We start from the raw sequence: 25,519 nt of genomic DNA on the forward strand, positions 1-25,519 counted from the left end.
ACGTTGATAGGTGGGGTGTGTAAGCGCGGCGACGTGTTGAGCTAACCCATACTAATTACCCGTGAGGCTTAACCATACAACACCCAAGAAGTGTTCTGAGACTTGTAGCAAGTGCGAGACTACTTACCTAATTCAGTGATAGTGACAAGCCAATAAGGCCAAATCATTATTCACGTCAGCTTTCCGAGATTGAAGTTTTTGCCTGGCGGCCATAGCGCCGTGGACCCACCTGATCCCATGCCGAACTCAGAAGTGAAACGCGGTAGCGCCGATGGTAGTGTGGCATTCGCCATGCGAGAGTAGGACACTGCCAGGCTCCTAATTACGGTCACAGCGATGTGATTGGCCACAAATGCAGATGCATTTGGCTGGTAGCCAGACCCTTAAAGCCCGCTCTCACGAGTGGGCTTTTTTCATGCCTGAAATGTGCTGTGCCAGCACATCGGCGCACCCATCCAGCGGGCTGGCAGGTGCTTGCCAGCGGATCTGGCGAGCCAGACCGCCATGCTGAGCTAACCGATGGGAGCTAGGTTTATTCACCTGACCCGCCACACGGCAGCAGCATCTCCACCACCCCCTCTTCCAGCAGCATATCGATGTGAAAACCGAGTCGTTTGACTAATAAATACTCGCCATACCCGCTATCTCTCACTCCATGATGCTGTTCTCTGTCGCTGAGTGCCTGTCTTGATCCGAATGAGGGAGCCGAAGTCTGCCGTTGCCGCAGGCTGGCTGCCTCAACACCATCAAGGTCTGCATCAAGATCTGCGCCTAAATTAATCACTCACTCACCCTGGTGTCGATCTCGGCTGGTCAGGGGATTTTTTTGCGTTAGAATGCGCTCCCTCAGCGGCAGATGATGCGCTACACTTCAGGTTAAACGCTATATATTGTGTTTTAAATTAAAGTTAACACAATGGGTAGTATGTTGACCGCTGTTCTTGGCTGCATGACAGAAGGTTGATTCTTGATGACAAAATCCAATTCAGTACGCGAGCCCGCACGGCTCAGCCCTCTTATTCCCCTGCAGGAGACGTCCCTGGAGATCTGGGACAGCAAGTATCGCCTCAAGCGCAAGGAGGGGGATCCAGTCGATGGCTCCATTGATGAGACCTATCAGCGGGTGGCTCGTGCCCTGGCGGCTCAAGAGCAGGATGGTGATGCCTGGTATGAGCGTTTCTTGTGGGCACTGCGCCAGGGCGCCATTCCGGCCGGTCGTATTATCTCCAATGCTGGCGCCTTCGAGCACAAGCCTGCCACCTCAACCATCAACTGCACCGTGTCCGGCACCATAGAAGATTCGATGGATGACATACTGGCCAAGGTACATGAGGCTGGGCTGACCCTGAAGGCGGGTTGCGGCATCGGTTATGACTTCTCGACCCTGAGGCCGCGTGGAGCCTTCGTCTCCGGTGCGGGTGCCTATACCTCGGGGCCGCTTTCCTTCATGGATATCTACGACAAGATGTGTTTCACCGTCTCGTCAGCCGGCGGTCGCCGTGGTGCCCAGATGGGCACCATGGATATTCGTCACCCCGACGTGACCGATTTCATTCAGGCCAAGCGTGAAGATGGCCGCCTGCGCCAGTTCAACCTCTCCTTGCTCATCACCGAAGAGTTCGTGGCGGCGGTGAAGGCTGATGCGCCCTGGCAGTTTATCTTCCCCTACACCCGGCAGGAGATCAGCCAGGATGGCATCGCGCTGGATGATCCCAAGCTGGTCGTGTGGGCCGACTGGCCAAACCGGCAGGGAGTGCAGCTCAACGAGCTGGGTCAGGTGGCCTGCAAGGTCTACAAGAACATGCCGGCCCGCAAGCTGTGGAATCTCATCATGGCCTCCACCTATGACTATGCCGAACCTGGCTTCATCTTGATCGACAAGGTCAACGAGATGAACAACAACTGGTTCTGCGAGGAGATCCGCGCCACCAACCCCTGCGGCGAGCAGCCGCTGCCTCCTTATGGCGCCTGTCTGCTCGGTTCGGTCAACCTGACCAGGTTTGTGCGCGATCCCTTCACGGCCAGTGCCCAGTTTGATTGGCAGGCCTTCCGTGAAGTGGTGGCCATCTTCACGCGCATGCTGGACAACGTGGTGGAGATCAATCAGTTGCCGCTCGCCAAACAGCGGGAAGAGATCATCAACAAGCGCCGCCACGGCATGGGCTTTCTCGGGTTGGGATCGGCGCTGACCATGCTGCAACTGCGCTACGGCTCGGCGGCATCGGTCGCCTTCACCGAGCAGGTCGCCCAGGAGCTGGCCATGACCGGCTGGCGGGAATCCCTGGCGCTGGCCAGGGAGAAGGGTCCGGCGCCCATCATGGCGCAGGAGTTTGAGGTGACGGGCAAGATGCTGCGGCTGCGCCCCGAAATGGCGGCAGATGGCATCAAGCTGGGTGACAAGGTGAAGGGCAAGGTGCTGCATGCTCGCTACAGCCGTTACATGCAGCAGGTGGCCGAGGTAGATCCTGCTCTGGTGGCCGAGCTGGCTGAGCTGGGTGGTCGCTTCACCCACCACAGCTCCATAGCGCCCACTGGTACTATCTCGCTGTCCCTTGCCAACAATGCCAGCAATGGCATAGAGCCGAGTTTTGCTCATCACTACAGCCGCAACGTCATCAAAGCGGGCAAGAAGAGCAAGGAGAGCGTCGATGTCTACTCCTTCGAATTGCTGGCCTACAGGGCGCTGATCAATGCCGATGCCATGCCCCATGGCACCGATGAGGGGAGCCATTTGCCGGACTACTTCATCACGGCCGATGACATCACGCCGACTCAGCATGTCGATATCCAGGCCGCCGCCCAGCGCTGGATAGACTCCTCCATCTCCAAGACCGCCAATGTGCCGACCGATTTCCCGTTCGAGCAGTTCAAGGATATCTACATGCATGCCTCGGATGCGGGTCTCAAGGGCTGCACCACCTTCCGCTTCAACCCCGAGGTGTTCCAGGGGGTGCTGGTGAAGGAGCAGGATCTCGCGAACACTTGCTATGAATTCACCCTGGAAGATGGCTCTGTGGTCAGCGTACAGGGCAACGAAGAGATCGAGTACGACGGCGAGCTGCACACCGCGGCCAACCTCTATGACGCCTTGAAAGAAGGCTATTACGGTAAATTCTGAGACGATGACCATGGTTAAGAAGATCGACAAGAAAATCACCGCCTACAAGGTGCGTACCCGCGATGAACCTCAGGAGCCTGCCCCTGAGTCTGAGGTGGTCCAGATGCACGAGACAGTGCTGCGCCCTGAACGGCTGATGGGCACGACTTACAAGCTCAAGACGCCGGAACATGTCTCGGAGCATTCGTTGTTCATCACCATCAACGACATCATTCTCAACGAGGGCACGGTTCATGAGACGCGCCGTCCGTTCGAGATCTTCATCAACTCCAAGAGTCTGGAGCACTACCAGTGGATAGTGGCGCTGACCCGGATCATCTCGGCGGTGTTCCGCAAAGGGGGGGATGTGACCTTTCTGGTCGAGGAGCTGCGATCCGTGTTCGATCCCAAGGGGGGTTACTGGAACAAGGGTAAGTATGTTCCGTCGCTTATCGCCGAGATTGGCAACGTGATCGAGGCTCATCTCACCGAGATAGGCATGATCAAACCCGTGGGGCTGGATGAGCACCAGCAGCAGTTTCTGGCGAAAAAGCAGGCCGAGTTGCAGGGCGCTGCCGAACCCGAGGTGCAAGAGAGTCATGAGCAAGGGGCGAGCGGTTTCCCGGCCAGTGCAGGGCTCTGTTACAAGTGCCACACCAAGGCGCTTGTTCAAAGGGATGGTTGCCTGACCTGCCTCAACTGTGGCGACTCCAAGTGCGGTTGAGCCCCTGAGAGATAGGTGAGAGGGTAGAAGAGCCGGCCACTGTGCCGGCTCTTTTATTGATTATTTTGTGTTCAACTGATTGAGCGCGTTAAGGGATTTGTTGCGCGTCGGTAAATTCGGGCGTAGCGTTGGAAGTAATAAAACTGTCACGGCCGTGTGGTTTCAATGACATCTGAGATTCACACACGTGGCACCCCCAGTGCCAAGGAGGATGCTTATGGACAATACGGACCGGAAGCTGTTTATCCTGGATACCAACGTTCTGTTACACGAACCCCTCGCGATTTACTCCTTCAAAGAACACGACGTATTGATCCCCATGACGGTGCTCGAAGAGCTGGATAACATCAAGGATCGTCAGAAGGATGTGAGTCGGGATGCACGCGTCGCGATCCGCGCCCTGGAAGATGTGTTCCGCGATGCGACCCCGGAGCAGATCACCAGCGGGGTGCCCCTGGCGGGTGAGGCATCGGGCCGCATCTCCATCTTCAGCGACCACCATCTGCCTCAGGATGCCGAGATCTTCACCGACAAGGAGGCGGACAACCGCATCATCAACGCCGCCCTCTACCTGCAAAAGCACGAGTCAAAACGCCAGGTGGTGCTGGTCACCAAAGATATCAACATGCGCCTCAAGGCCAAAGGGGCCGGTCTGTCCCGGGTGGAGGACTATCGTTCCGATCAGCTTATCGACGATATTCGCTTGCTGGCCAAGGGCTTCCAGCAGGTGCCCGGCAGCTTCTGGGAGCGGGTCGGCGAGTGCGAGAGCGAGACCCATGGCCGGGAGACGGTGCATGTGGTCGAGACCAAGCTGCTCGATCACGTACACGTCAACCAGTACCTGATTGACGAGGAGAACTTCTTCGCCGCCCGGGTGCTTGCTCATGATGAACAGCACATCCGGTTGCGGGATCTGGGCCGCGAGCGGCTGATGTCACGCAAGGCCTGGGGAATACATCCCAAGAACATCTATCAGGGCATGGCCCTGGACGCCCTGCTCGATCCCCATATCGATCTGGTGATCCTGACCGGCCCGGCTGGTTGCGGCAAGACGCTGCTCGCCATGGCGGCGGCCCTGGAGCTGGTGATCGAGAAGGGGATCTACGAGAAGGTGATCGTCACCCGCAACACCCCTGAAATAGCCGAAAGCATCGGTTTCCTGCCGGGGACGGAAGAGGAGAAGATGATGCCCTGGCTGGCGGCGGTCACCGACACCCTGGAGGTGCTGCACAAACAGGACGAGAACATGAGTGGCTCGCTCAGCTACATCATGGAGAAGGCCAACATCCAGTTCAAATCGGTCAACTTCATGCGTGGACGCAGCATACAGAATACCTTCGTGCTGCTGGACGAGTGCCAGAACCTGACCGCCTCCCAGCTCAAGACCATCATCACCCGTTGCGGCGAAGGGACCAAGATAGTCTGCTCCGGCAACCTGGCCCAGATAGACTCCAATTACCTGAGTCCTGTGACCTCGGGGTTGACCTACATAGTCGAGCGTTTCAAGGATTTCGAGGGCAGTGCCAACATCTACCTCAACGGCGTGGTGCGCAGTCGACTCGCCTCCTTTGCCGAAGAGAATCTCTGACGTTCATCCTCAGGATGGCAAAGAGGGGAGCCTGTGGCTCCCCTCTTTCATGGCTGGCATTCGATGCCAGTCAGGCCCCTTGGGAGAGGCCGAGGTAACGGCGCAAGCCCGGGTGGTCCGAGTCGCGCAGCAGACTGGGCAGCCCCTGCAGGGCGATACGTCCCTCATCGACGAACAGCAACTGATCGGCGATAAGCTCGGCATCTTCCGGATTGTGAGAGACCATGAGCACAGTGATGTTCTGCTCGCGGGCGAGGCCCGCAACCTCCGCCAGCATCTCCCTGCGCAGGGCGGGGTCCAGGGCAGAGAAAGGCTCATCGAGCAGCAGCAGCGGCTTGCCGCGCACCAGGGCGCGAGCCAGGCCGACTCGCTGCTGCTGACCGCCGGAGAGCTGCTCGGGCAATCGGGTCAGCATCTCACCGAGTCCGACCCGCCGGGCGGCGTCTGTGACTTGCTGGCGCTGGGCAGGATTGAGACGCAGGCCAGGGTGCAGGCCGATGGCTATGTTGTCGAACACCGACAGATGCAAGAAGAGGTTGTGATCCTGAAACAGGGTGGTGACCGGGCGGGCTGCGGGTCCCAGCGGCAGCAGATCCTCATCGCAGAAGGTGAGGGCGCCGGATTCGACCGGTACGAAGCCGGCGATCATGCCGAGCAGGGTCGATTTTCCCGCGCCGCTTGGCCCTATCAGGGCGGTGATCTGGCCCGGCGCGAGTCGGGCACTGAAGCTCACGCGCCAGTCCGGGTAGCTGGTGACCAGCTCATCGATGATCAGCATGTTTTCCCCTCAAAGGTGTCGTTCGACCAGTCATTGATGCCAAGGGCTGGCCAGACAAGCGGCAGCAGATGGTCAGCGTCTTAATGTGCTGCATTTTTCCCTCCAAGCCCCCGCTCTACCAGCCAGAACAGCGAGAGACACAAGAGTAACAACAGCAGGGCGGTGGCGGCCGCCTCGGTCAGCCGGTAGCTGCCGAGCTGCTGGTAGAGCAGCCAGGGCAGGGTGGTGAGGCTCTGACTGCCAAACATGGCGATGGCACCGAGATCCCCCAGAGACAAGATCATCGACAGCGCCATGGCCAGAGCAAGAGGGCGGCGCAGCAGCGGCAACTCCACCAGACGCAGGCGGTTCAGGCCGCTCACGCCCAGGCTGTCGGCCAATCGGTCATATTGACGCACCACCAGTTGCATGGGGGCCGAGAGGGTGCGCAGCACATAGGGCAGCGCCATCAGGGCATTGACCAGCACGACCAGCCAGGGGGCGAGGGCGAACACATCGGTAAAGGGCATGAACAGGATGAAGAGGCCGGTGCTGAGCACCACGGCCGGTATCATCAGGATCATGGCGCCGCTGGCCTCCCAGAGCGCGGCGGCGCGGCGCCTGCGCTTGCGGACCTTGAGATGACGACTGGTGAGCAACAGGGCGCAGCCGAGCAGGGTGGCGAACAGGCCGGCGCCGATGGCAATGAGCAGTGAGTGGCCCGCCGCTTGCCACAAGGCGGCGGAGCCGAGGGCCGTGAGCAAGGCGGGATTGAGCCCGGCCACCAGTATGGCCAGCAGGGGGGGCAGGAAGATGCCAATCCCAAGCAGCAGCACCAGACTGTCCACCCATCGCGTACCGGGCTGCAGGCGGTCCGGGCGCAGGCAGGTGCGCACCCGGCTGACCCGACTGGCGGGACTGGTCTGCAGCTTGTGTTGCAGCAACAGGAGCGCGGCGGTCAGCAGCAGTTGCATCAGGGCCAGGCCCCCGGCGGTGGCGAGATCAAAGTCGAAGCGCAGTGCCTGATAGATGGCCACTTCCAGGGTGGTGGACTTGGGGCCACCCCCCAGGGCCAGCACAGTGGTGAAGCTGGTGAAACAGAGCATGAAGATGAGGCTGGCGAGCCCCGGCAGGGCGGCGCGAATGAGCGGCCACTCCAGCAAGCGGAAGATGTGTGAGGAGCGCATGCCCAGCTGACTGGCCAGGCGCCAGCTCGATTCGGGGATGGTCTCCAGGCTCTGCAGCAGCAGGCGGGCCGCCAGGGGCATGTTGAAGAAGACATGGGCCAGCAAGATGCCAAATAGGCCATACAGATAGTTGCCAGGATCCAGGCCGAGGGCTCGCAGCAGCTGCGGCAGCCAGCCCTGGCGGCCATGGACCGCCACTATGCCGAAGATGGCGATGATGACCGGCAGCACCAGGGAGAGACCGAACAGTTTGAGCAGCAGGCGACGGCCGGGGAAGCGACGCCGGGCCAGGGCGCGGGCCACCGGAATGGCGAGACCCAGGCTAAGCAGGGTGGAGAGCAGGGCCTGCCCCAGACTGAAACCCAGTACATGGCGCAGATAGGGGTCTGCGAGCAGGCCGGACAGGGAGAGGGTCCCCGCCTGCCACAACAGGGCCAGCAGGGGCCCCAGGGCTAGCAACAAGATGAGACTGGTGGCGCCGAGACCCGGCAGCCACCAGCAGGGGCGGGTCTGATTCACTGAGTGACGGCTTGCAGCCACTCGCGGATCCAGCCCTTGCGGTTGCTCGCCACCTCATCAGAGGAGAAGCTCAGGGTCTTGGCTGGGGTGATCATCTGTTCGAAGCCTTTGGGCAATTCGGTATTGATCACCGGATACATCCAGTTGCCGGTCGGGATCACCTGCTGGAAGGCGGGACTTATCATGAACTGAAGAAACTGATCCGCCAGCTTCTCCTGCTTGCTGCCCGCCAGCTTGGCGGCCACTTCCACCTGACGATAGTGGCCCTCGCTAAAGGCGGCAGCCTGATACTGGCTCTTCTGCTCGGCAATCAGATGATACGCGGGGGAGCTGGTGTAGGAGAGCACCATGTCAGCCTCGCCATCCATGAACATGCCATAGGCCTCGGACCAGCCCTTGGTGACGGTGACCGTCTTCTTGGCAAGCTGAGCCCAGGCTGCAGGCGCCTCATCCCCGTAGACCGACTTCATCCACAGCATCAGCCCCTGACCCGGGGTGGAGGTGCGCGGATCCTGATAGATCACCTTGAGATCCGGGCGCTCGACCAGCTCTTTCAGGCTAGTGGGGGGCTGCTTGAGTTTGTCCTTGTTGTAGACGAAGGCGAAGTAGCCGTAGTCGTAGGGGACGAAGGTGTCGTCTTGCCAGCCACCCGGCACCTTGAGGGCGCTCAAATCGATATGATGCTTGGCAAAGAGGTCGCTCTTCTTGGCCTCTGCCACCAGCGCATCATCCAGTCCCAATACCAGATCCGCCTTGCCATGGCCCCCTTCGAGGCGCAACCGGTTGAGGATGGCGACCCCATCTTCGAGGGGAACAAGATTGAGGGTGCAAGCACACTGCTGCTCGAAGGCTTGCTTGATCTTGGGACCGGGTCCCCACTCGGAGGCGAAAGAGTCATAGGTATAGACGGTGAGAGTCTGGGGCGAGGCTGCGTTGGCGGCGACGGAGATCAACAGGCCAGCGGCGGCAGTGAGCATGGTTTTCATCTATGGCACTCCTGTGAGGTGCCGACGGATGAGGAGGCGCTGTGCGCCTCTAGCCTCAAATTCCTCCGCCAGCATTATCTGGATCAGGTTCACGGGTATCATCTCAGCGCCTGGGCGCACCCCGTTTGAGCAAGGAGTCGCATTGTATTAACCTTCTGGAGGGCAGGCCAGCACAATCTGGTGTCGGGCCGGGCCCCAGTCGAGAGAGGAGTTCTGCGTGATCATCAGTACCAAGGAAAGGCGCGCCTTCCAGCGCATGATTATCAATGCCCCTATCACCCTCTATCAGGGCGATACCGTGCTGATGGGGATCTGCCGGGATCTCAGCGCCACGGGCATGGGCATATTGGTCAATGAGCACAATCTGGAGCTCGGTCTGCCGATCCGGGTCAGCCTGGCCACCCACAGCAACCTGTTGCCACCGTTCGAGGCTCAGGCGCGCATCATCCGGGAGCTGGATGCGCAAGAGGGGACCTTGCTGGCGGTGGAGTTCCTGCCCATCCGTTGATAGGGCGCCCGCGGGGCGTTGCATCATCCATCTCCGATCTGCTTGCGGCGCGAAAGTGGGGGCGAGATGGGATGACCCGCCGGCCCTTACCCTCCCACCTCCTCGCTGCGCACCGCCTGAATACTCAACTGGCCACTGTCTACCAGCGTCTTGCTGCTCGCGGCCAGCTGGCCTGGGGGTAACTCGGCGGGGCCGGTTGGTTCCATCAACAGGTAGCGTTGACCCTCCCACATCAGGCTCTCCTGGCTGCTCTGGACGGGCAGTGCGACGCCGAGCAGGGCATGGCCCGGTACGAATATCATGATCTGGGGGAGTTCTGGGAAGAGCTGCGCCAGCAGCGCGGCCATCAGGGTCACCTTGCTGTCGCAATCCCCACGATTCTGCTCCAGCACCTGACGGGGGGTAAGCAGACCTCGTCCCCCCCGGCCGCTGGGTTCATCGAGCAGCAAGTAGGGAATGTTCTGCACAAAATCGAGCACCCGGGCCGTGGTGTTCTGATAGGCCTCAAACTCGGTGGCCCCCCCCTGTTTGAGCAGATCGGCAAGGGGCGCCAGTTCGTTGCGGCTCTCCAGGGCAATGCGCACATGATCCTGCTTGATGGCTCTGCTGCCATCGGGCGGGGTGAAGTACTGGAAGTAGTATTGCCGCAGCCACCCCTGCTCCAGTTCGGCGCGGCGACTCTTTACCCAGGCGATGGCCGCTTGCGCCTTATCCTGGTTACGGCTCTTGAGGCTCAGCTCGAAGGCGGGCCTTGCCAGGGAAAACTGCACCTCGGGAAACTTGTCATTCTCCTCGCGCAGCAGGCTCTGCCAGACATCTTCTTGCATCCGTGCCGGGCGATAGGCGATAAGCGGCGGCAAGGAACCGGTCGCCAACTGATAGCTGAGCTGCTGGGTCTCCCCTTTGTTGTCCTGCCAGCCCACATTGAGCAGACCTGCGCTGTTGATAAAGTGGCTCTGGGCGGCAAGCGCCTGGTTTATCCCACCCAGGCTCAGCAGCAAAGAGAGGCGCCATGTCATGACTAAGAGGGTTCTGCTCATCGGGGGTCAACATCTCCTGTGGGGTCGGCACAGCCATGAAAACGGGGAGCCAAGGCTCCCCGTTCATACTACAGCGTTCAGCGTCAGCTGACCTGCCTGACGTCGATGGCATCCCGATCCCGGGTGGCGATGTGGTGACGTCGTCCGTCAGGCATCGATGATGTTCAGACTCAGATCCAGCTCGGCTGCCGTGCTTCGAAAGCATCGATGGCGGCCCCGTGTTGCAGGGTCAGGCCGATGGCATCCAGGCCGTTGAGCAGGCAGTAGCGGCGGAATTCATCGATCTCGAAGCTAAAGCACAGCGCACCGGCGCGCACCTGGTTCGCCTCCAGATCCACCTCGATCTGCAGACCTGGGGTGGCGGCGACCAGCTGGAACAGGGCCTCGACCTCCTCTTCCTTCAGACGCACCGGCACCATGCCGTTGTTGATGGCGTTGCCGTAGAAGATGTCGGCAAAGCTCGGGGCAATGATGGTCTTGAAGCCATAATCCGCCAGCGCCCAAGGGGCGTGCTCGCGACTCGAACCACAGCCGAAGTTCTCCCGGGCCAGCAAGATGCTGGCCCCTGCGTAGCGCGGCTGGTTCAGCACGAACTCGGGGTTGGGTTGCTGGCCTGCATCATCCAAGAAGCGCCAGTCGTGGAACAGGTGCTTGCCAAAGCCGGTGCGGTTCACTTTTTGCAAAAACTGCTTGGGAATGATGGCGTCGGTATCGACGTTGGCGCTGTCGAGGGGGACGACGATCCCCTTGTGTTGCTTGAAACCTGTCATGTTAACTCCCTCTTACAGTGCGCGAATGTCGGCAAAGCGACCGGTGACGGCGGCGGCGGCGGCCATGGCCGGGCTCACCAGGTGGGTGCGGCCGGCACGGCCCTGACGCCCTTCGAAGTTGCGGTTGCTGGTGGAGGCGCAGCGCTCCCCCGGTTGCAGCCGGTCATTGTTCATGGCCAGACACATGGAGCAGCCGGGCAGGCGCCACTCAAAGCCTGCCTCGATGAAGATCTTGTCGAGCCCCTCGGCCTCGGCCTGGGCTTTCACCTGCTCGGAACCCGGCACCACCAGCGCCTGCACCCCGGCGGCAACCTTGCGACCTTGTGCAATGGCGGCGGCGGCGCGCAGATCCTCGATGCGGCTGTTGGTGCAAGAGCCGATGAACACCTTGTCGATGCTGACATCGCTGAGTTTCTGACCCGGTTGCAAGTCCATGTAGGCGAGTGCCTTGCGGGCGGATTGTTGCTCCATCAGATCGCTGAAGGATTCCGGTGCCGGAATGGGTTCATTGACGGCGATCACCTGGCCCGGGTTGGTGCCCCAGGTCACCTGTGGCGCGATGTCGGCGCCATTGAGCACCACCTCGGCATCGAATATTGCGCCTTCATCGCTCTTGAGGGTCTGCCAGTAGGCGATGGCCTGTGCCAGCGACTCGCCGGTGGGGGCGAATACCTTGCCCTGGATGTAGTCGATGGTGGTCTGATCCGGGGCTATCATCCCCGCCTTGGCGCCGAGTTCGATGGCCATGTTGCACACCGTCATGCGCCCTTCCATGGAGAGACTCCTGATGGCATCGCCAGCGAACTCCACCACGTAACCGGTACCGCCGGCAGCGCCGACCCGGCCTATGATGGCCAGTACCACGTCCTTGGCGCTGATGCCCTCGGCCAGCTTGCCTTGTACCTCGATGCGCATGGTCTTGGCCCGGCCCTGTTTCAGGGTCTGGGTCGCCATCACGTGTTCCACTTCCGAGGTGCCGATGCCGAAGGCCAGGGAGCCGAAGGCGCCGTGGGTGGCGGTGTGGGAGTCGCCGCAGACGATGGTGGTGCCGGGCAGGGTGATGCCGAGTTCAGGCCCCATCACGTGGACTATGCCCTGGTATTTGTGGTTCAGATCGTAGAGCCGGACCCCGAACTCCTTGCAGTTGGCTGCCAGGGTTTCCATCTGGATGCGAGCCATCTCGCCGGAGGCGGCGATGTCCTTGGTGGTGGTGGAGACGTTGTGATCCATGGTGGCCCAGGTCAAGTCCGGGCGGCGCAGGGGGCGATTCATGGCGCGCAGGCCGTCAAAGGCCTGCGGGCTGGTCACTTCATGGACCAGGTGGCGGTCGATGTAGATGAGCGGCGTCTCGCCTGCCACTTCACGGACCACATGGGCGTCGAATACTTTTTGATAGAGGGTCTTTGCCATCTTGCTCACTCCTTCCTGATGTTTAGATGCGCGCGGCGATCTGGGCGCCCATGGCGGCCGTGCTCTGCACCGGATGACGGGCATCGGCCTGATGCAGATCGGCGGTGAAGTAGCCTTCGGACAGGGCCTCTGCCACGGCTTTCTCGATGGCCAGGGCGGCATCTTCCTGCTTGAGGCTGTAACGCAGCATCAGAGCGGCAGAGAGAATTTGGGCGATGGGGTTGGCGATCCCTTTACCGGCGATGTCCGGCGCAGATCCGCCTGCTGGTTCGAACAGGCCGAAACCGGCGTCGTTCAGGCTGGCGGAGGGGAGCAATCCCATGGAGCCGGTGATCATGGCGCACTCGTCGGAGAGAATGTCGCCAAACAGGTTGGAACAGAGCAGTACATCAAACTGGGACGGATCCTTGATGAGCTGCATGGTGGCGTTGTCGATATACATGTGGCTGAGGGCCACATCCGGGTAAGAGTTGGCCACTTCAGTCACCACCTCGCGCCACAGGATGGAGGAGGCGAGCACGTTGGCCTTGTCGATGGAGGTGACCTTGCTGCGACGAACCCGGGCGGCCTGGAAGGCGAGGTGAGCGATACGCTCTATCTCGAAGCGGTGGTAGACCTCGGTGTCGAATGCTTTCTCGTGGGCGCCTTCGCCCTCGCGCCCCTTGGGATGGCCGAAGTAGATGCCGCCAGTCAGCTCACGCACGCAGACGATGTCGAAGCCGCGATCCGAGATATCGGCACGCAGAGGGGAGAACTGCTCCAGACCGGTGTAGATACGGGCCGGACGCAGGTTGCAGAACAGTTTGAAGTGGGCGCGCAGGGGCAGCAGGGCACCGCGCTCAGGCTGACTCTGTGGCGGCAAATGCTCCCACTTGGGACCGCCCACCGAGCCAAACAGCACGGCGTCGGCGGCTTCACACCCTTCGAGGGTGCTCTGGGGCAGGGGGGAACCATGGTTGTCGATGGCGATGCCGCCCACGTCATGGCGGTCATAGGTGAGGGAGAAGCCGAACTTGGCCTGCACCTTGTCCAGCACCTTGATAGCTTCGGCCATCACTTCCGGGCCAATGCCGTCACCCGGCAATACTGCGATCCGATAACTGCTCATACTGTCTCCGTCCTGATGTTGTCATTCCGTTCCATCTGTCTGGGGAGCGGACTCTGTAGGTCCGATCGCGGCTCAGATGGCTGCTGATTTGATGTTGTCATTCGATTCCGTCTGCTCAGGGACTGGGCATTGTCGCTCCGATCGCTGTTCAGACGGTTTCCGATTCGATGTTGTTATGCCATTCCGTCTGCTCAGGGACTGGGCATTGCCGCTCCGATCGCTGTTCAGACAGTTTCCGATTTGATGTTATTCGTGCGTCCCATCTGCTCGGCGACCTGATCGGCCCGCCAGATGCTGTTGATCACGTGGATCAGCGCCTGGGCAGAGGACTCGATGATATCGGTGGCAAGGCCCATGCCGTGGAACTTGCGTCCCTTGTATTCGGCGACGATGTCGACCTGGCCGAGGGCGTTCTTGCCCTCCCCCTTGCCCTTGAGTTCGTATTTGTCGATGCGAATTTCATAGCCGGTGATGCGATTGATGCACTGGTAGACGGCATCGACAGGGCCATTGCCGGTCGCGGCCTCACTGATGGTCTCCTGACCCACTTTCAGCTTGACCGAGGCGGTGGCGAGCACCGAGCTGCCGCTCTGCACGCCCAGGTACTCCAGCTTGAAGTGCTCGGGTTCTTCGTGGATCTGACTGAAGAAGGCTAGGGCTTCGAGATCGTAATCGAACACCTGGCCCTTCTTGTCGGCCAGGGTGAGGAACTTGTCGTAGAGATGGTCGAGATCGTAGCTGCTCTCGGCGTAGCCCATGGTCTCCATGCGGTGCTTGATGACGTGGCGACCGGAGCGGGAGGTCATGTTCAGGCTGTTCTGAGTCAGACCGATGCTCTCGGGGGTGATGATCTCGTAGGTGTTTTTGGCCTTGAGCACGCCGTCCTGATGGATGCCGGAGCTGTGGGAGAAGGCGTTGGCGCCGACGATGGCCTTGTTTGGTTGCACCGGCATGTTGCACAGCTGGCTGACCAGGCTGCTGGTGCGGTGGATCTCGTTGTGACGGATGTTGGTGTGAACCCCGAGCAGGTCGGCGCGGGTTTTGAGGATCATCGCCACCTCTTCCAGGGAGCAGTTGCCCGCTCGCTCACCGATACCGTTGATGGTGCACTCTATCTGGCGGGCGCCCATCTGGATGGCGCCGATGGAGTTCGCCACCGACAGACCGAGATCGTCGTGGCAATGGACGGAGATGATGGCCTGATCGATGTTGGGCACCCGGTTGAACAGGGTCTGGATGATGCCGGAGAACTCGGTCGGGACAGTGTAACCCACAGTGTCCGGGATATTGATGGTGCGGGCGCCGGCCTTGATGGCGGCCTCGACCATGCGGCACAGGTTGTCGATGGGGGTGCGGCCCGCATCCTCGCAGGAGAACTCCACGTCGTCCGTGTAGCGGCGGGCATGTCTGACCGCGCTGATGCCCATCTCCAGCACATCTTCGAAGCTCTTTTTCAGCTTGCTCTCCACATGGATGGAGGAGGTGGAGATGAAGGTGTGAATGCGAAATGCCTCGGCAACCTTCAAGGCTTCGGCGGCGGCATCGATGTCTTTGGGCAGGGCGCGGGCCAGGGCGCAGACCCGGCTGTCTTTGATGTGGCGGGCTATGGTCTGCACCGAGTTGAAGTCGCCGGGGGAGGATACGGGGAAACCCACTTCCATGACATCGACACCGAGCCGCTCCAGGGCCAGGGCAATCTGCAGCTTCTCCTTGACCGTCAGACTGGCCGCCAATGCCTGCTCACCATCACGCAAGGTGGTATCGAATATGATCACTCGATTTGACATCTGTTTTCCCTCTTCCTAAGTGCTTTGGTGTGCATCCTGCTATTGGCATAAAAAAACCCGTGCAGGTTGCACGGGTTTTTGTAATGACCGGCTTTGCCTGAGCCCGGCTACAAGGTTCCCGCGCGAGAAGTCGCGATTAGGGAGCTTAGTAGTTGTTGAGCGGCAATACCCATGAGGTGAACAATCCTTCCAGTCAGTCATGCTTTACCAATATCGAGTTTTTTATCCTGTGTCAACCGGACTTTACCCATGGGATCCCCTGCGTTATTTAATCGAATTGTAAAGGAGTGCAAATTTCCTTGTCCCATGTTCGGTGCTTGCTCGATTATCCGGTCATTCCTGCTGCACTCGATCACCTGCACAAACGTATCGACTTATCAGCCTTTCGCGCATTCATTCGAGGTATTTCATGGAAAAACGTAGACCCGGTCGTCCGGTTGGACGTTCTGACATTCGTGACAAGTTGCTCGCCGCTGCTCGAGAGCGCTTTTTGAGCACCCCTTACAGCAAGGTCACCACCCGTGAGATTGCCGAGCGAGCTGGCTCCAACCTGGCGATGATCCACTACTACTTCGGTAGCAAAGAGGGTCTCTATCAAGCGGTGCTGGGGGATGTCGCCGAGCCGCTGGAGCAAGCCTGGCAGGATGAGGGCAGCCACCGCAGCCTCAACGATCTGCTCAGCACCTACTACCAGGTGATGGCGCCAAACAGCGAACTGACCTCTGCCATCTCCAGTGCCTTATCCAGTGAGAAGAGCCCGGGCCGGGATTTTGTCCTGAACCGCCTCCTCGAGCGGCAGATGCCTCAATTCGATGCCCTGCTGGCCGCCATGAAGGATAACGGCGAGCTCAATGCCGATGCGGATCCCGAGATGCTGAAGGTCTCCTTCCTCAGCATGATGTGGCAGCCCTTCGTGATGAAGGAGCTTTATGAGCAGGTGTTCGGCCTCAAGGTCGATGAGCAGTTCATGGCGCGATTGGCGAACCACAACTGTCGCTTGATGGAGTCCGGCTTGCGTCCCAGTCTGAACTGACGCATTCGAGATCCGCACGATGAGAAAAGGGCCATGAGGCCCTTTTTCATTAATCTGTTATCCCCTCTTCACCTTTTTGTCATACCACCGCCTCAATCTGGCATTCAGGATGACGAGGAGGCGAGGGTGATGAATAAAATCCAGCAATGGGATCTGCGAGTGTGCCAGCTCTGCTTGCTCCATCCCTATAACCGAACATTGGCCCGGATAAGTCGCCTCATCTCCCACAGTGGCGATGGCCCCCTCTATCTGTTGCTGGCCCTGCTGCTCTGGCAGCAAGGTGCGCGTGGCCAGGGGGCGGTGGAGGCGGCGCTGTTCGCCTTCATGTTGGAACTGCCGCTCTATCTGCTGCTCAAGAACAGCCTGAGACGGGCTCGTCCCAGTGGATTACCGGTCTTCATCACCCCCTCGGATCGCTACAGTCTGCCCTCTGGTCATACCGCGGCCGCTTTCCTGATGGCGACAGTGCTGGCTGCCAGCTACCCAGAGTGGGCCGGTCCACTCTTTGCCTGGGCGAGCCTGGTGGCGGCCTCGCGGCTGCTGCTGGGGGTGCACTATGGCAGCGATCTGCTGGCCGGTGCCCTGCTGGGGGTGAGCTGTGCCACTCTGGCGCTGAGCTGGAGCCAGGGATGAGGGTACTGTTCGGGGTTCAAGGCACGGGTAATGGCCATATCAGTCGCAGTCGCACCCTGGCGCGAGCCTTGGCCGCGCAAGGGATAGAGGTGGATTATCTGTTCAGTGGCCGTGCTCGTGACGGTTACTTCGAGATGGAGGCCTTCGGTGACTATCGCAGCTTCGGGGGGCTCAGCTTCGTCACCCGGGAGGGGCAGGTCAGCCCCTGGCACACTGCGCGTCAGTTGGCGCCACTGCGTTTCTGGCAGGATCTCAAGGGGCTGGATTGTGGCCGCTATGACCTTGTCATCAGCGATTTCGAGCCCCTGAGCGCTCATGCGGCCCGTCGGCAGGGGGTGCCGAGCCTCAGCATCAGCCATCAGGCCAGTTTCCACTGGCCCGTTCCTCGCTGGGGCGAGAACCGGCTCAGCCAGCAGTTGATGCGCCACTACGCCCCTGTCCAGCAATCTCTGGGACTGCACTGGTTCCACTTTGGTTTCCCTTTATTACCCCCCATCGTCGATGCCATGCGCCCGGCCCCCGACAATCACAGCATCCTGGTCTATCTGCCCTTCGAGCAGCAAGATGCCATCGCGGCCCTGCTGTCGCGCTTTAGCCAGCATCAGTTTGTCTGTTTCCATCCAGGGGTGACCACGACCACCCAGTGGCGCAATATCCGCTTCGAGCCACCGGCCAGGGATGGTTTCAAGGCCCAGCTCTGCGGTTGTCGCGGAGTCATCTCCAATGCCGGTTTCGAGCTCGCCTCGGAGGCGCTGACCCTGGGCAAGAAGTTGCTGGTCAAGCCGCTGGGTGGCCAGTTCGAGCAGTTGACTAACGGCAAGACCCTGGAACTGATGGGATTGGCGCAGCTGATGGACAGTCTGGATGCCAATGCCGTGCGTAACTGGCTCGATGCGCCGTCGCCTGGGCAGATTGTCTATCCGGATGTGGCGACGGCCCTGGCGCTCTGGCTGGCAGAGGGCGCCGAGGAGACGCTGGCCAACTTGTCACGGCGACTCTGGGCCAAGGCGTTGTTTCCCGAGGAGGTGGGTGATCGGCTGAGTGAGTTGGAAGGAGGGGAGTCCATTGGCACGACCTGGCTATCCCAGCTCGGTAGTTTCGAATAGTTCATCAACGGCCGATGGCTGGCTGCGGTGGCATGGCGTTCAGTGCCCGGCCGCGCCCAATGGACTAGACTGATGAGTGCCCCCTAGCTGAGGATAAGCAAGATGCGTTTTACCAATGAGCATGGTGAAGTGATGAACCTGGCAGATGGTCTGACTCTCCATGAGTTGCTCGATATGGGCGTCAGTATCTCCGTCTGTGAGGAGACTGACCCGGATCAGCAGATCTGGTTGGCCGAACCGGAAGACAATCCTTAGATTACCCCCTCTAATGCCCATCCCCGCGGGATGGGCATTCCCCTGCCAACAATTTCCTCTTCAGCAGGATCCACTACTCCCTTCCGAAGCATCCAGGCAATCATGCCATTTTTCTCGCCCCCCTCACTAAATGTTAATATCTGTTTGAAATTTATGACTGTTATTGTCAGATAAAGCCGTGGACAAGCCGGGGGAAGCGGGTTAACTTGGTTTTTCACCCCCTTTTGTGGGGGTATGATGGACAAACCCTATTTTTCAACTATCGCGCTCCGTACTCACTCCGTCTGACCCATAAGAAATAGCAGGCAGACCGGGTGGTGCCGGGAAGCAGCGGAGCCGTCGATAGAATTGCTAAACGGAGCAAAGCCTGGAGGGCTTTATCATGGAGATGTTATCAGGCGCTCAGATGGTGGTACGTGCGCTGGAGGATCAGGGGGTTGAACATGTGTTCGGCTACCCGGGTGGCTCAGTGCTCGACATCTATGACGCCCTCTTCGAAAACGGCAAGATGGAACATGTGTTGGTACGCCATGAGCAGGCGGCGGTACACATGGCAGATGGTTACGCCCGTTCCACCGGCAAGGTGGGCACTGTGCTGGTGACCTCGGGCCCGGGGGCGACCAACTGCATTACCGGTATCGCCACCGCCTACATGGACTCCATTCCCCTGGTGATCCTGTCCGGCCAGGTGCCGACCAGCATGATCGGAGAGGATGCGTTCCAGGAGACCGACATGATCGGTATCTCCCGTCCTGTGGTGAAGCACAGCTTCCTGTGCAAGACGGCGAGCGAGATCCCCGACGCCATCAAGAAGGCTTACTACATAGCTGCGACTGGCCGCCCGGGGCCCGTGGTGGTGGATCTGCCCAAAGATGTGCAGAATCCGAAAGAAAAGTTCCCCTACCAGTATCCCGAGTCCGTCTCCCTGCGCTCCTACAATCCGACCAAGGCCGGGCACAAGGGCCAGATCAAGCGGGCGGCCAAGCTGCTGACCGAGGCCCAGCGCCCGGTCATGTATGTGGGTGGCGGTGCCATCAATGCCAACGCGGATCAGCTGGTGACCAAGCTGGCCGAGCTGCTCAACCTGCCGGTGACCACCACGCTCATGGGGCTGGGGGCGTTCTCCGGCATCCACAAGCAGTTCGTGGGCATGCTGGGCATGCATGGTACCTTCGAAGCGAACAAGACCATGCACAACGCGGATCTGATCTTCGCCGTGGGGGCCCGCTTCGATGACCGCGTCACCAACAACGTGGCCAAGTTCTGTCCCAATGCGACCATAGTGCACATCGACATCGATCCCACCTCCATCTCCAAGACGGTGCAGGCCCATGTGCCCATCGTCGGCTCGGTAGAAACCGTGTTGCAGCAGATGCTGGATGTGATCGGCGAGTGTGGCTTCGACAGTGACAAGCAGGCGATGGCAGATTGGTGGAGCCAGATCGATCAGTGGCGCTCCCGCAACTGCCTGGCCTACGAGACTCACCCCACCCTGATCAAGCCACAGCAGGTTATCGAGACCCTCTACAAGGTGACCAAGGGGGAGGCCTTCGTCTCCTCCGACGTCGGCCAACACCAGATGTTCGCCGCCCTCTACTACCCCTTTGCCAAGCCGCGCCAGTGGATCAACTCAGGGGGCCTCGGCACCATGGGCTTCGGTATCCCGGCCGCCATGGGCGTCCAGTTTGCCAACCCCGATGCCGTGGTGTGCTGCGTCACCGGCGATGGTTCGGTACAGATGAACATCCAGGAGCTCTCTACCTGCATGCAGTACGGGGTGCCCATCAAGATCATCTCCATCAACAACCGTGCGCTGGGCATGGTCAAGCAGTGGCAGAAGATGTTCTACGGCGGCCGTCACAGTCACTCCTACATGGAGTCACTGCCGGACTTCGTCAAGTTGGCGGAGGCCTATGGCCATGTCGGCATGGCAGTGAGCGATCCGGCGGAGCTTGAGAGCGCCATGGAGAAGGCCTTCGCCATGAAGGATCGGCTGGTGTTCATGGATATCTCGGTCGACCCCGATGAGCACGTCTATCCGATGCAGATCAAGTTCGGCGCCATGGATGAGATGTGGCTGAGCAAGACGGAGAGAACCTGATGAGACATATTATTTCCGTTCTGTTGGAAAACGAGTCCGGCGCGTTGAGCCGTGTGGTGGGTCTCTTCTCCCAGCGCGGCTACAACATCGAGACCCTGACGGTGGCCCCCACCGAGGATCCCACCCTGTCGCGCATGACCATAGTGACCATGGGTGATGAGCGGGTACTTGAGCAGATCCAGAAGCAACTCCACAAGCTGGTGGACGTGCTCAAGGTGTGTGACTTGAGCGAAGGGGAGCACATAGAGCGGGAGATAGCCCTGGTCAAGGCCCGTGCCATTGGCGGTACTCGCGACGAGTTGAAGCGGCTGGCGGATATCTTCCGTGGTCAGATAGTCGATGTGACCCCGGATCAGTACACTGTCCAACTGGTGGGTACCAGCGAGAAGCTGGATGCCTTCATCAAGACGGCGGCCCAGACCAACGAGATCATCGAGGTGGTGCGTTCCGGGGTTTGTGGTATCTCCCGGGCAGAGAAATCCCTGCGAGCCTGAGTCCCTCTCACTCTCGTCCCAAAAGAGCCCTTCGGGGCTCTTTTTTTCGTTAGGATGATGGCTGCGCATAGGGGAACACAATCGTGATCTCTGGCTTGCCGGGTGGGAGGTGGCACATTATTGATTCAATTATTTATATCTGCCACTGGCCAATTGCCGGGTTACAAGGCAGATTCAAACCAGTATCATCGATGCCTTTTTCGCCATCACCCCGGGGTCCACAATGCCTTTTCGCCGCTTCAAATTGCGTCAACAGATCATGCGAGGAGTCCAGTCTGGTCTCGTTTTCCTGGTGATCCTGCTGCTTGGTGCCACCATCATCGGCTGGCAGACAGTGAGTGACATGAATGCAGATAACCAGACCAGATTGCAGCATGCTCGCGACATGTTCGATCGTACCCTGGATAACGCCTATCAGGCGGCCATGACGGTCAAACCCTTGCTGGGTCAACCCTGTGCCAACGTCAAGCAGATACTGCGTCACCAAGTGGCGACGGTGCCGGATGTGCGCACCGTCAACCTGACCCGAGGCAATCGCATCTACTGCACTTCCCTCTATGGCGAATACGACCAGGATTATGACCCCAGCGGCTATGTGCAGGGACAGCTGGATCTGGCGCCGGGGAACTCGCTCACCCCGGATCGCGCCCTCATCGTTTACCGCGCCCAAGGGGAGGAGGGCAGTGTGCTGGTGGGGGTGGATGGTTATTACCTGGCCAACACGCTGCAACTAATGAGTCGCGAGGTCCCCATGATGCTGCTGGTGGGCCAACGCTGGATGGGTCCTAATGGTCGCGTCCTGGATGGGGAGCCTCATCTCGATGGGGGCAAGTTCAGTCTCGCCTCCCAGCGTTATGCCTATCGATTGGGCTCGAGTATCACGCCGCAACAATATTGGCAGCGAGCCAGGGATTACAGCAATGGCAGCATGGTGCTCTTCCTGATCTTGGCGTTGTTGGGGGCTGGGGTGGCGTTCTGGGTGTTGGGGCGTCCGGTGTCGCCAGAGGAGGAGCTGGCACGGGGGCTCGCCAAGGGGGAATTCATCCCCTATCTCCAGCCGGTGATGGATGGCGTCCATGAGGCGTGTACCGGTTGTGAAGTACTGATGCGTTGGCAACACCCGCAACAGGGCATGATATCGCCGGATCGTTTCATCCCCATGGCGGAGGCCAGTGGCCTGATCATTCCCATGACCAGCGACTTGATGCGCCAGGTGCGCGAGCGCTTCGCCCCCAAGGCCCGGGAGTTACCCGTCGGTTTTCACTTCGCGTTCAATATCTGCGCCCGCCATTGTCAGGATCTCAGCCTGGTGGAGGATTGCCGGGCTTTCCTCAAGGCATTCGAGGCCAACCCCATCAAGTTGGTGCTGGAGCTGACCGAACGTGAACTGATTGAACCCAATGCCATGACAGATAGCCTGTTTGCCGAGCTGCATAATCTCGGCGTGTTTATCGCCATCGACGACTTCGGTACCGGCCACTCCAGCCTGACGTATCTGCAGAAGTTTCAGGTCGATTTCCTCAAGATCGACCAGAGTTTTGTCGCCATGATAGGTTCCGATGCCCTCTCCAGCCACATAGTGGACAACGTCATCGACCTGGCGACCCGGCTCGGTCTCATGCTGGTGGCCGAGGGGGTCGAAACCCGGATACAGGCGGACTATCTCAAGGCTCACGGCGTCGATTTTCTGCAGGGCTACCTGTTTAGCCGCCCCTTGCCTATGGTCGGCTTTGAACAGATCATGACCACCTTTGGCAAAGACGGAGGGCAGACATCGTCGATGTGACGCTAATCACCAATAAAAAAGCGGCCCTTGGCCGCTTTTTTATTGGTAAAGAGGAGCTTAGAGCATGCGCCTCATGGCGTTGCACAGTCGTTTGATGCCTTCCTCTGTGGTGGCTTCGTCCACGCAGGAGAAGCTCAGGCGCAGGGTGTTCTGGATCTCGGGGCGCACATAGAAGGGGGCGCCGGGCACGAAGGCGACCTTCTCCTTGATCGCCTCATCGAACAGCGCCATGGCCGAGATGCTGGCGGGCAGGGTCAGCCAGAGGAACATGCCCCCTTCCGGACGGGTATAGCTCACCCCCGGCGGGCAGTGACGAGCCAGGGCGGCTTCCATGGCGGCGCGCTGGCGACCATAGACCTCCTTGATCTTCTCCAGATGGGCATCCAGCGAGTGGTCGGTCAGGAAGCGGTGCAGCACCTGCTGGCTGAAGGCGTTGCTGTGCAGATCCGTGGCCTGCTTGGCGATGGTGACCTTCTTGCGCAGCCAGTCCGGTACCAGCATCCAGCCGAGACGAAACGCGGGCACCACCGTCTTCGAGAAGGAGCCGAGCAGCACGGTATTGTTTGGCGCCAGCTTAGCGATGGGGGGCAGGTGCTCACCCTCGAAGCGCAGCTCGCCATAGGGGTCATCTTCCACCATCAGCAGTTCATGGCGCACCAGCCGTTCGGCCAGCGCCTCGCGGTTGGCACGGCTATAAGAGACACCGCTCGGGTTCTGGAAGTTGGGCACGCCATAGAGCAGCTTGGCTGTGGATCCCTCGGCCAGCAGCGCATCCAGCGCGGCCAGATCCAGTCCCTCTTCTCCCAGAGTGATGGGGCGGAAGTTCGGTTGATAGACGGAGAAGGCCTGAATGGCGCCGAGATAACCCGGCTCTTCGATGATGAGATCCTGCCCTTCGTTGACCAGCACCTTGCCCAGCAGATCCAGCGCCTGCTGGGAGCCGCTGGTGATCAGGATATTGTCCGGGTTGACGGTCATGCCATGGCGCGCCAGGTAGCGGTCGGCAATATATTGGCGCAGTGGGGCGAAGCCCTCGGTGGCGGCATATTGCAGCGCAGCGGCACCCTGCTCGCGCAGCACGTCCTGGCAGGCCTGGTCGATGGCCTTGACCGGGAACAGATGAGGATTGGGCAGGCCGCCGGCAAAGGAGATAATCTCCGGATTGGCGGCAACTTTGAGGATCTCGCGGATGAAGGAGGGTTCAACCTTCTCGAAACGCTGGGCAAAAAACGGCTGCATAGGACTCTCTCTGACTGGTGGGCGGTCGCTCCATTCAACCGCCAAGTTATCCGTTTGTATCAGATTTAAAAATTGAGGCAATGGCTGGTGGAAAAATCGATAAAAAAGGGCAGCTTTGGCACCTGCCCACATTTTATCGTCCCGGTTTGGCATCCCCTCGCCAAAACGGCTGGGGGGCCTGTTACAAGCCAGGATCGCGCAGGAAGCGGATCATGATGTCGGTATTGGCGCCAAGCTGCTGCTCGACCCGGCCCGGGAAGAGCTCGGCCATCTTGTCGAGGCGATCATGGCTGGTGTGCCAGATCTTGCCCCACTGGGTCTCGCTGTCCCGATCGCAGGCGCTCTTGCTCCCCTCGTCGTAGCAATCCCACAGCGCCGGGTGGGTGCTCTGGGAATAACCATCAAAGCCATCAGCACCATTGATGGTGAAGTTGGTCGCCTCGACATAGGCGATGGGCACCCCGAGGCAGGCGAAGGGGGCATGATCCGACCAACTGCCGGTTTCCCCTTCCGGGTAGCCGGCATAACTGGGATGGATGGCGAACGGGGTCTGAGTCAGCTCCGAGATGGCGAGCAGACGATCCCGTACCTTGGGATCATGGCTGTAACGGGCCGGTTCGGCGCAGCCATACTCGGCTTCATCCGAGTGGGCAGAGTGGACGTAGACGATGTCGCCCCCGGCGATGGTGTCGTAGTTGACCATGGCGAGCAGTCGGGCGATGGCGGCCTCATCTTGGCTGGCAACATAGGCCTTGGCGCCGTTGAGGCCGTTCTCCTCGGCGCCGAAGAAGGCGAAACGTACCGTATAAGGCAGGGTCTGGCCCTTGAGTGCCTCGGCGACTGCCAGCAGGGCGGCCACGCCAGCACCATTGTCGGTGGCCCCCTCCGACCCCAGCTCTTCCCCTGTGCTGTCGTAATGGGCTCCGATGAGAATGACGTTATCGCTCTCACCCTTGAGTTCGGCGATCAGGTTCTGGGACGATTTTTCCTCCCCGCGGCGCTGATAGCTGAACGGCTGGCGTTCGACCTCATAGCCCCAGCCGGTCAGGTTATCCTGGATCCAGTCGGCGGCGCGGGTCTCGGCGGCGCTGCCGGTCGGACGGGCACCAATGCCCTCGGCACTCGAGCTGAGTTGGGTCAGGTATTCGAAGGCCTGTTCGGCCGGCGTCGGGGCAGCCGGGGCCTCTGACTCATTGCTGGAGGTGTTGCAACCGGCCAACAGGGCGGCGAGGCTGAGGGCGACAAGGGTCTTGTTCATACTGCAATCCTTTGTTGTGTATGGTTTTATTATCGCGGCACAGCATGCCCTTATGAAGCCTTTGATACTGTGAGCCAGCTGGCAATTGTCCATTGAGCAGCACAGGATGGGCGCGGCTCGGTCATTAGTTGTC

General features: G+C 60.0%; 23 protein-coding genes, 2 rRNA genes and 1 riboswitch. Of the genes, 13 read left to right on the plus strand and 12 right to left on the minus strand.

The window, feature by feature from the left end; translation table 11 throughout:
• Both M2367_RS19610 and rrf read left to right on the plus strand, forming a co-directional pair.
• A 23S ribosomal RNA gene (locus M2367_RS19610) occupies window positions 1-76 on the plus strand; the annotation flags it as partial.
• A gap of 125 nt (window positions 77-201) precedes the next feature.
• Window positions 202-316: ribosomal RNA gene (gene rrf / locus M2367_RS19615) — 5S ribosomal RNA — on the plus strand.
• Between the two features lie 80 nt (window positions 317-396).
• On the opposite strand, the gene M2367_RS19620 is transcribed toward rrf, so the two are convergent.
• Together M2367_RS19620 and M2367_RS19625 are read right to left on the minus strand one after the other, a co-directional pair.
• Entirely contained in the window at window positions 397-540 is a 144-nt protein-coding gene (locus M2367_RS19620) for a hypothetical protein (protein WP_259238048.1), read from the minus strand.
• Window positions 533-784 carry a hypothetical protein gene (locus tag M2367_RS19625; protein ID WP_259238051.1) on the minus strand — a complete coding sequence of 84 codons (252 nt, stop codon included), beginning with the start codon at window positions 782-784 and terminating at the stop codon, window positions 533-535. Before M2367_RS19625 ends, M2367_RS19620 begins: the two co-directional genes overlap by 8 nt.
• A 186-nt stretch (window positions 785-970) precedes the next feature.
• Here M2367_RS19625 and M2367_RS19630 point away from each other — a divergent pair, with 186 nt between their 5' ends.
• The 3 genes from M2367_RS19630 (at window position 971) to M2367_RS19640 (ending at window position 5,409) form a co-directional block, all read left to right on the plus strand.
• The gene (locus tag M2367_RS19630; protein WP_259238053.1) at window positions 971-3,118 is read left to right on the plus strand and encodes an adenosylcobalamin-dependent ribonucleoside-diphosphate reductase; all 2,148 of its coding nucleotides are present in this window, start codon (window positions 971-973) and stop codon (window positions 3,116-3,118) included.
• A 10-nt stretch (window positions 3,119-3,128) separates the two neighbouring features.
• Entirely contained in the window at window positions 3,129-3,821 is a 693-nt protein-coding gene (locus M2367_RS19635) for an NrdJb (RefSeq protein ID WP_259238054.1), read from the plus strand.
• A 217-nt stretch (window positions 3,822-4,038) separates the two neighbouring features.
• Window positions 4,039-5,409: a PhoH family protein gene (locus M2367_RS19640; RefSeq protein ID WP_042039607.1), complete on the plus strand. Its 1,371-nt coding sequence runs from the start codon at window positions 4,039-4,041 to the stop codon at window positions 5,407-5,409.
• Between the two features lie 70 nt (window positions 5,410-5,479).
• Here M2367_RS19640 and thiQ read toward each other — a convergent pair whose 3' ends face one another.
• The 3 genes from thiQ to thiB form a co-directional block, all read right to left on the minus strand.
• Complete coding sequence (gene thiQ / locus M2367_RS19645; protein ID WP_259238057.1) at window positions 5,480-6,187, minus strand: thiamine ABC transporter ATP-binding protein; 708 nt, start codon at window positions 6,185-6,187, stop codon at window positions 5,480-5,482.
• An 80-nt stretch (window positions 6,188-6,267) separates the two neighbouring features.
• Window positions 6,268-7,893 carry a thiamine/thiamine pyrophosphate ABC transporter permease gene (thiP, locus tag M2367_RS19650; protein WP_259238060.1) on the minus strand — a complete coding sequence of 542 codons (1,626 nt, stop codon included), beginning with the start codon at window positions 7,891-7,893 and terminating at the stop codon, window positions 6,268-6,270.
• Window positions 7,869-8,849, minus strand: coding sequence for a thiamine ABC transporter substrate binding subunit (thiB, locus tag M2367_RS19655; protein WP_404972890.1), 981 nt, complete (start codon window positions 8,847-8,849; stop codon window positions 7,869-7,871). The genes thiP and thiB overlap by 25 nt, the downstream gene beginning before the upstream one ends.
• 52 nt (window positions 8,850-8,901) lie before the next feature.
• Window positions 8,902-8,992: riboswitch (TPP riboswitch) on the minus strand.
• Between the two features lie 83 nt (window positions 8,993-9,075).
• Here thiB and M2367_RS19660 point away from each other — a divergent pair.
• Window positions 9,076-9,366, plus strand: a complete 291-nt coding sequence (locus M2367_RS19660) for a PilZ domain-containing protein (RefSeq protein ID WP_224431199.1) — start codon at window positions 9,076-9,078, stop codon at window positions 9,364-9,366.
• A gap of 86 nt (window positions 9,367-9,452) precedes the next feature.
• On the opposite strand, the gene M2367_RS19665 is transcribed toward M2367_RS19660, so the two are convergent.
• The 5 genes from M2367_RS19665 to leuA all read right to left on the minus strand — a co-directional run bounded on the left by M2367_RS19665 (window position 9,453) and on the right by leuA (window position 15,481).
• Entirely contained in the window at window positions 9,453-10,406 is a 954-nt protein-coding gene (locus tag M2367_RS19665; protein WP_404972888.1) for a transglutaminase domain-containing protein, read from the minus strand.
• A 170-nt stretch (window positions 10,407-10,576) separates the two neighbouring features.
• Window positions 10,577-11,176, minus strand: a complete 600-nt coding sequence (leuD, locus tag M2367_RS19670) for a 3-isopropylmalate dehydratase small subunit (protein ID WP_042039613.1) — start codon at window positions 11,174-11,176, stop codon at window positions 10,577-10,579.
• Between the two features lie 12 nt (window positions 11,177-11,188).
• Window positions 11,189-12,586 carry a 3-isopropylmalate dehydratase large subunit gene (gene leuC / locus M2367_RS19675; RefSeq protein ID WP_259238067.1) on the minus strand — a complete coding sequence of 466 codons (1,398 nt, stop codon included), beginning with the start codon at window positions 12,584-12,586 and terminating at the stop codon, window positions 11,189-11,191.
• 22 nt (window positions 12,587-12,608) lie between these two features.
• Window positions 12,609-13,694, minus strand: a complete 1,086-nt coding sequence (leuB, locus tag M2367_RS19680) for a 3-isopropylmalate dehydrogenase (RefSeq protein WP_259238069.1) — start codon at window positions 13,692-13,694, stop codon at window positions 12,609-12,611.
• 224 nt (window positions 13,695-13,918) lie between these two features.
• Window positions 13,919-15,481: a 2-isopropylmalate synthase gene (leuA, locus tag M2367_RS19685; protein ID WP_259238071.1), complete on the minus strand. Its 1,563-nt coding sequence runs from the start codon at window positions 15,479-15,481 to the stop codon at window positions 13,919-13,921.
• Between the two features lie 409 nt (window positions 15,482-15,890).
• Between leuA and M2367_RS19690 the strand changes: the two genes are divergently transcribed.
• The 7 genes from M2367_RS19690 (at window position 15,891) to M2367_RS19720 (ending at window position 22,889) form a co-directional block, all read left to right on the plus strand.
• Entirely contained in the window at window positions 15,891-16,514 is a 624-nt protein-coding gene (locus M2367_RS19690) for a TetR/AcrR family transcriptional regulator (protein WP_042039617.1), read from the plus strand.
• Window positions 16,515-16,643: 129 nt separating this feature from the next.
• Window positions 16,644-17,147, plus strand: a complete 504-nt coding sequence (locus M2367_RS19695; RefSeq protein WP_224433036.1) for a phosphatase PAP2 family protein — start codon at window positions 16,644-16,646, stop codon at window positions 17,145-17,147.
• A complete protein-coding gene (locus tag M2367_RS19700) occupies window positions 17,144-18,253 on the plus strand; it encodes an MJ1255/VC2487 family glycosyltransferase (RefSeq protein ID WP_042039619.1) in 1,110 nt (369 codons plus the stop codon). The genes M2367_RS19695 and M2367_RS19700 overlap by 4 nt, the downstream gene beginning before the upstream one ends.
• 102 nt (window positions 18,254-18,355) lie before the next feature.
• On the plus strand, window positions 18,356-18,508 hold the full coding sequence (locus tag M2367_RS19705; RefSeq protein WP_157013829.1) for a hypothetical protein: 153 nt from the start codon (window positions 18,356-18,358) through the stop codon (window positions 18,506-18,508).
• A 382-nt stretch (window positions 18,509-18,890) separates the two neighbouring features.
• Window positions 18,891-20,609, plus strand: coding sequence for an acetolactate synthase 3 large subunit (locus M2367_RS19710; RefSeq protein ID WP_042039621.1), 1,719 nt, complete (start codon window positions 18,891-18,893; stop codon window positions 20,607-20,609).
• The gene (ilvN, locus tag M2367_RS19715) at window positions 20,609-21,103 is read left to right on the plus strand and encodes an acetolactate synthase small subunit (protein WP_005899311.1); all 495 of its coding nucleotides are present in this window, start codon (window positions 20,609-20,611) and stop codon (window positions 21,101-21,103) included. Before M2367_RS19710 ends, ilvN begins: the two co-directional genes overlap by 1 nt.
• Before the next feature lie 223 nt (window positions 21,104-21,326).
• Window positions 21,327-22,889 (plus strand): cyclic diguanylate phosphodiesterase, encoded by a 1,563-nt coding sequence (locus tag M2367_RS19720; RefSeq protein WP_259238078.1) that lies wholly within the window; start codon window positions 21,327-21,329, stop codon window positions 22,887-22,889.
• 57 nt (window positions 22,890-22,946) lie between these two features.
• Here the strand turns inward: M2367_RS19720 and M2367_RS19725 are convergent, their stop codons facing one another.
• Window positions 22,947-24,128: a PLP-dependent aminotransferase family protein gene (locus M2367_RS19725; RefSeq protein ID WP_224431193.1), complete on the minus strand. Its 1,182-nt coding sequence runs from the start codon at window positions 24,126-24,128 to the stop codon at window positions 22,947-22,949.
• A 181-nt stretch (window positions 24,129-24,309) separates the two neighbouring features.
• The gene (locus M2367_RS19730; protein ID WP_259238082.1) at window positions 24,310-25,386 is read right to left on the minus strand and encodes a M28 family metallopeptidase; all 1,077 of its coding nucleotides are present in this window, start codon (window positions 25,384-25,386) and stop codon (window positions 24,310-24,312) included.
• Between the last annotated feature and the right edge of the window lie 133 nt (window positions 25,387-25,519).

This window comes from Aeromonas sp. BIGb0445 (assembly GCF_024809075.1).
Taxonomy (GTDB): Bacteria; Pseudomonadota; Gammaproteobacteria; order Enterobacterales; family Aeromonadaceae; genus Aeromonas; species Aeromonas rivuli.